General features: G+C 65.4%; 5 protein-coding genes. 1 reads left to right on the top strand and 4 read right to left on the bottom strand.

Going from position 1 to position 6,357, the window contains the following annotated elements; translation table 11 throughout:
• Both VGP39_RS24965 and ggt read right to left on the bottom strand, forming a co-directional pair.
• Positions 1-446, bottom strand: a 446-nt coding sequence (locus VGP39_RS24965) for an SDR family oxidoreductase (RefSeq protein ID WP_327570763.1), incomplete at its 3' end; no start/stop codon positions are given.
• Between the two features lie 54 nt (positions 447-500).
• A complete protein-coding gene (ggt, locus tag VGP39_RS24960; RefSeq protein ID WP_327570761.1) occupies positions 501-2,252 on the bottom strand; it encodes a gamma-glutamyltransferase in 1,752 nt (583 codons plus the stop codon).
• Between the two features lie 85 nt (positions 2,253-2,337).
• Between ggt and VGP39_RS24955 the strand changes: the two genes are divergently transcribed.
• Positions 2,338-3,723, top strand: a complete 1,386-nt coding sequence (locus VGP39_RS24955; protein ID WP_327570762.1) for an MFS transporter — start codon at positions 2,338-2,340, stop codon at positions 3,721-3,723.
• Positions 3,724-3,860: 137 nt separating this feature from the next.
• Here the strand turns inward: VGP39_RS24955 and purH are convergent, their stop codons facing one another.
• Together purH and VGP39_RS24945 are read right to left on the bottom strand one after the other, a co-directional pair.
• Complete coding sequence (gene purH, locus VGP39_RS24950; RefSeq protein WP_327570760.1) at positions 3,861-5,447, bottom strand: bifunctional phosphoribosylaminoimidazolecarboxamide formyltransferase/IMP cyclohydrolase; 1,587 nt, start codon at positions 5,445-5,447, stop codon at positions 3,861-3,863.
• 196 nt (positions 5,448-5,643) lie between these two features.
• Positions 5,644-6,357 (bottom strand): heparinase II/III-family protein (locus VGP39_RS24945; protein ID WP_327570759.1); only part of this gene is annotated, 714 nt, incomplete at its 5' end.

Raw genomic sequence — 6,357 nt, 5'->3', positions numbered from 1 at the left:
GGCGACAGCATCAGGATGTGCGGATTCTCGGACCTCTTCAGATGCGGGATGCAGGTTTTCGACACCATGAAGGTGCCGCGGGTGTTGATGCCCATCATCAGGTCGAAGCGCTTCATGTCGGTCATCAGCGTGTTGGTCAGGCTGATGGCGCTGGCGTTGTTGACGCAGATGTCGATGCCGCCGAATTCGGCCACGGTCCGGTCGACCGCTGCCATGACCTGGGCCTCATCGCGGATGTCGCACAGCACCGGCAGCGCCTGGCCGCCGGCGGCGCGGACCTCGTCGGCGGCGGTGTAGATGGTGCCTTTCAGCTTCGGATGCGGCTCGGCGGTTTTGGCGGCAATGGCGACATTGGCGCCGTCGCGCGCGGCGCGCAGCGCAATCGCCAGCCCAATGCCGCGGCTGCCGCCGGAGATGAACAGCGTCTTGCCTTTGAGCGTCACGATACCTCCCTCATATTGGTCTTTTGAGAATGCTAGCACATTAAAAGTGGAAATGGACTATTGCCCGGCGGCCTCGGCGCCGCGGGTGCGCGGGTCGGGGGCGCCCAAAAGTCCGTTCGGGGTTACCGCGATGGAATTGGCGGAGGTCTGGCCGAGCGGCACGACGATCGCATGGCCCATCGCCTTCAGCGCCGCGATGGCGTCATCGCTAAAGCCGCGCTCGATCCGGACTTCGTCGGGAAGCCACTGGTGATGCAGCCGTGGTGCGGCGACTGCGGCGGCGACATCCATGTCATAGTCCAGCACGTTGACGATCACCTGCAGCACCGCGGAAATGATGCGGCTGCCGCCCGGCGATCCCGTCACCAGCACCGGCTTGCCGTCTTTCAGCACGATGGTCGGCGCCATCGAGGACAATGGCCGTTTTCCGGGACCGGGCAGGTTCGCCTCAAAGCCGACCAGGCCGAAGGCGTTCGACGCACCGGGCGCCGCGGTGAAATCGTCGAGCTCGTTGTTGAGCAGCACGCCGGTGCCTTCGGCCACCAGGCCGACGCCGTAGCTGAAGTTCAGCGTGGTGGTATTGCTGACCGCGTTGCCGCGGCTGTCGACCACCGAGAAGTGAGTGGTGTTGCCGCCTTCGCGCGGCGGCACCGCCGACAGCGCGTCGGTCCACGGCGTGGCGCGGGTGAGATCGATGCTCAAGCGTTGTTTCGCGGCGTAGTCCTTGGAGATGAGAGTCAAGACCGGCGCGTTCACGAAAGCCGGATCGCCGAGATAGCGCGCGCGGTCGGCATAGGCGCGCTTCATCGCCTCGATCATGACATGCAGCGACGGCGCCGAGCCCTGCGCCAGGTCGCGCATCGCAAAGCCCTCGAGGATATTCAACGTCTCCAGCAGCACCACGCCGCCGGACGAGGGCTGCGGCATCGACACGATGTCGTAGCCGCGATAGCTGCCGCGCACGGGGCTGCGGATCACAGGCTGATAGGATTTAAGATCGTCTGCGGTCATGATGCCACCGGCCTCGGCAATGGCCTTCACCAGCTTTTCCGCGACCGGCCCCTGATAAAATCCATCCGGGCCTCGCGCAGATATCGCCGACAGCGTCGCTGCGAGATCGCTCTGGACCAGCGCGTCGCCCTCGCGCAGCGAAGCGCCGTCGGCGCGGGAAAAGATTTTTGCCGACGACGGCCATTTCGCCAGCCGCTTGTGCCACTCCGGTAGCGTGTCGGCGCTGTCGTCGGCGACACGCGTGCCGCTCAGCGCAAGATCGATCGCCGGTTTCATGACATCCGCCAGCGTCAACGTGCCGGAGCCGTATTTTTCCAGCGCGAGCGCCAGCCCCGCGACGGTGCCGGGGACGCCGATCGCCAAAGCCGAATCCCGGGATTTGGCGATATCCGGCTTGCCGTCGGCGCCCAAAAAGATGTCGCGCGTGGTCGCGGCGGGCGCGGTCTCGCGATAGTCGATGGCGATGTCTTCCTTGCGATCCGCCGAGTGGATGATCATAAAGCCGCCGCCGCCGATATTGCCGGCGCGGGGATAGGTCACGGCCATCGCAAAGCCGGTCGCCACCGCCGCATCGACGGCGTTGCCGCCCCGGCGCAGGATGTCGGCGCCGATCCGCGCGGCGAGTTTTTCCTGCGCCACCACCATGCCGAATTGGCCAGGCACCGGATGAACCATGCCGGGGGCCGGCGGCGTATAAAAGCTGCGGCGTCCTTCCTGCGCGCGGGATGAGCCGCAAGCGATGATCGCAAGCGTCAGCGCAACCAGTAATGCGCGCCGGCCTGCGGCAAACGGGATCATGTTTTGCTCCGACAAATCACGCTGCATTCGCTATGATGCTATAGCGTCCGCTTGCGTTGGCAAACGATTCGGCGAGAAAGTGATGATGGCGGCCCTTGCATCGGACACGCGCAACGCTGGTATGCAACAGACCTATCCACCGCGCGCCGCCGTCAGAGCGTGGATATTATTCGACTGGGCCGCGCAGCCCTATTTCACGCTGATCACCACCTTCGTGTTCGCGCCCTATTTCGCCACCCATGTGGCCTCCAATCCCGCCAGCGGCCAGGCCTTGTGGGGATTTGCCACCGCGGCCGCCGGGTTGGTGATCGCACTGCTCTCGCCGGTACTCGGCGCCATTGCGGACGCCAGCGGCCGGCGCAAGCCGTGGATCGCCGCCTTCGGCGCGTTGCTGGTGATCGGCTCAAGCTTGATGTGGATCGGCAGACCGGGCGACCCGAGCGTGATCCTGCCGCTGCTGATCGCTTACGGCATCGCCACCATTGGCGTCGAGTTCGCCACCGTCTTCAACAACGCCATGATGCCGACGCTGGTGCCGCCGGATCGAATCGGGCGGCTGTCCGGCACCGGCTGGGCCACCGGCTATGTCGGCGGAATTTTGAGCCTGATCCTGGTGCTGGGCTTCCTCGCCGCCAGCCCCGCGACCGGACGCACCTTGTTCGGCTTCATGCCGCTGTTCGGTCTCGACCCCGTCAGTCATCAGGGCGACCGCATCACCGGCCCGCTCACCGCGGTGTGGTTCACGATCTTCGTGCTGCCGATGTTCCTGCTGACGCCGGATTATCCCGCGAGGCGCCCGGTGCGCGAGGCATTGCGCGAAGGACTGAGCGGTCTGCGCCGGACCTTGAGCGAACTGCCGAAGCATAAGTCGATGGCGGCGTTCCTGCTCGCCAACATGGTCTACACCGACGGCCTGATATCGCTGTTCGCGTTCGGCGGCATCTATGCCGCCGGCACTTTCGGTTGGAACACGATCCAGATCGGCACCTTCGGCATGGTGCTGGCGATCGCCGGCGCGTTCGGCGCCTGGATCGGCGGCAAGCTCGACGACAGGCTGGGACCGAAGCGCGTCATCGCCGGCAGCCTGATCGTCCTGCTACTGTCGGTGATCTGGATTCTGACGGTGGACCGCGACCATGTTCTGCTGATGCAGGTCGCGCCGCCGGTGCCGGGCGGCGGCCTGTTCGCAGCGCCGGCCGAAAAGGTCTATCTTCTGCTCGGATGCCTGATCGGAATGGCCGGCGGCCCGCTGCAGGCGGCCTCGCGGTCGCAGCTGATTCGAATGGCGCCGGAGGACCGCATCGCACAGCATTTCGGGCTGTTCGCGCTGACCGGAAGGGTCACGTCCTTTGTCGGGCCGCTCTTGATCGGCGTCGTCACCGCGGTCACCGCCAGCCAGAAAGCGGGCATGGCGGTGGTGGTGGTGTTTTTCCTGGCCGGGCTGTTGCTGCTGCGACGGGTGAAGGATTAGCCGCTGTCGTCATCGCCCGGCTTGACGGGGCGACCCAGTACGCGGTGCCCTCTCGATTCAAGTCACAAGCGCTCCGGAATACTGGGTCACCCGGTCAAGCCGGGCGATGACATTGGTGAATGCCGCCGCCCCTCAGCTCAATGCCGGAAATGCCGCACGCCGGTGAACACCATGGCGATGCCGTGCTCATCCGCGGCCGCAATGACCTCGTCGTCGCGCACCGAGCCGCCGGGCTGGATCACCGCGGTGGCGCCGGCTTCGACTGCGACCAATAGTCCGTCGGCGAATGGAAAGAAGGCATCGGAGGCCACCACCGCGCCCCTGGTCATCGGCTCGGCGAGCTTTGCCTCGGCCGCCGCATCGTGCGCCTTGCGCGCGGCAATGCGTGCCGAATCGACCCGGCTCATCTGGCCCGCGCCGATGCCGACGGTGGCGAGATCCCTGGCATAGACGATGGTGTTGGACTTGACGTGTTTTGCCACGCGGAAGGCGAATTTGAGATCGCGCAACTCGGCATCTGATGGCGCGCGCTTGGTGACCGTCTTCAAGATCATGTCGTCGACTACCGCATTGTCGCGGCTCTGCACCAGCAGCCCGCCGGCGACGGTTTTTGCGGTGAGGCCCGCGGCGCGCGGATCGGGCAGGCCGCCCGCCAGCAGCAGCCGCAGATTTCTCCGGCCGGCGACGACGGCGATGGCTTCATCGGTTGCATAGGGCGCAATGATCACCTCGGTGAAGATTTCGGTGATGGCGCGGGCGGCCTCGGCATCGAGCGTGCGGTTGAGCGCGACGATGCCGCCATAGGCCGAGGTCGAATCGCAGGCCAGCGCCCTGCGGTAGGCGCTGACGAGATCCGCGCCTTCGGCGACGCCGCAGGGATTGGCATGCTTGACAATGACGCAGGCGGCGGTCCGCCCGGCGTCGAACTCGGCGATGCATTCATAGGCGGCGTCGGTGTCGTTGATGTTGTTGTACGACAGCTCGCGGCCCTGCAGCTGGCGCGCCGTGGCGACCCCGGGCCGGCGATCCGGCGTGCGATAGAACGAGGCGGTCTGGTGCGGGTTCTCGCCGTAGCGCAGCGCCTGGATCAGCCGGCCGCCGAAGCTGCGGAAATCCGGCGCATCGTCCTTCAGCACGCCTGCGAGCCAGTTCGAGATCGCCGCGTCATAGACGGCGGTGCGGGCATAGGCCTTCGCGGCGAGACGGCGGCGCAACGCCAGCTTGGTAGCGCCCTTGTTGGCGGCGAGCTCGCCGAGCACCGCCTGATAATCCTCCGGCTCGACCACCACCGCGACATCATCGTGGTTCTTCGCCGCAGCCCGGATCATCGCCGGCCCGCCGATGTCGATGTTCTCGATGCACTCTTCGAAGCCGGCGCCCTCATCGACGGTCGCTTCGAACGGATAGAGATTGACCACCAGCAGATCGATCGGCGCGATGCCATGATCCTTCATCGACTGCGCATGTTCTGCGTTGCCGCGGATCGCCAGCAGTCCGCCGTGCACTTTCGGATGCAGCGTCTTGACCCGGCCGTCCATCATCTCGGGAAAACCGGTCAGATCGGACACGTCGGTGACCTTCAATCCGGCCGCCGCAATCGCTTTCGCCGTGCCGCCGGTGGAGACGAGATCGATGCCGTGGCCTGCCAGCGCGCGGGCAAACTCGATCAGGCCGGTTTTGTCGGAAACGGACAGCAATGCGCGGGTCACGCGGTGGTCGGTCATGAATCTTATCCTGTAAAATAGGCCCGCCGCGTAGCATGATTTTATAGGGCATGAAACTGCGGATTCGACGCGCTCCACCGTCATTGCGAGGAGCACAGTCCGTAGGGCGGATTAGCGAAAGCGTAATCCGCCATCACCCGAGGGGCGGCGCAATACGCTACGCTATTGCGCCCTACGGGTTCGCAATGATGCGGGACTACAGCGGCAATTCCGGTTCGCGGCGGGCGTTGCGTTTTGCCGTGGTCGCCGATGCCGAGGTGCTCGAGCGCACGAAGCTCCAGCGGATGCTGGAGACAGCCCGCGAGTCCTGCTTGATCACGATCTGTGCGGTGCGGCGCGGGCCGTCATTGCCAGCGAGGAAGACACTGTCTTCCAGCTCGACCTTGTCGTCGAGCGCCTCGAAAGTCCAGACCTCGCGGTTCGGCAGCACCAGCATGACGCCGCGGGCGTCGCTGAGCCGGCTCGCCTTCACCGAAGGGTGCAGATGAAACCTTAAGGCATAATCGCTGTCGTTGCCCTTGATCCGCCCGCCCGGCGCGGGGCTCAGCGTATCCTCGCCATCGAGCCGGGTGCCGTCATGCGCCACCATCAGCACCCGCTGATGGATCAGGCCGAATTTTGCAAGGTAGCCGTCATGCGATGCCGTCAGCAGCATCCCATTGGTCACTGCCTCGCGAAAACTTTCGACATTGGCCGGGCCGCTGACGATCGGCGAGCCCTGCAACAGCCGCTTCATCGCCGACAGTTCGACGAACTGGCAGGACGAGGTCTCATGATAGGTCAGCGTGGAATGCGCCGGCGTGCCGCGCGCGAAGACGCGCCAGTTGTCGCGGCCAGTGGCCGGCATGCCGCAATTGGTCACGATCCGGCTTGGACCCGACGACAGCTCGAACGAGAGGCAGCCGGCATG

It is taken from the genome of Bradyrhizobium sp. (genome assembly GCF_036009065.1).
In the GTDB taxonomy this organism is placed as follows: domain Bacteria; phylum Pseudomonadota; class Alphaproteobacteria; order Rhizobiales; family Xanthobacteraceae; genus Bradyrhizobium.
The sequence above is the reverse complement of the archived record's forward strand: the minus strand, read 5'-3'. Positions and strand labels throughout refer to the sequence as shown.

Excerpts from the sequence above, each read along its gene's own strand:
- ggt (WP_327570761.1), bottom strand. The coding sequence starts at position 2,252 with ATGATCCCGTTTGCCGCAGGCCGGCGCGCATTACTGGTTGCGCTGACG.
- purH (WP_327570760.1), bottom strand. The coding sequence starts at position 5,447 with ATGACCGACCACCGCGTGACCCGCGCATTGCTGTCCGTTTCCGACAAA.
- VGP39_RS24955 (WP_327570762.1), top strand. The coding sequence starts at position 2,338 with ATGGCGGCCCTTGCATCGGACACGCGCAACGCTGGTATGCAACAGACC.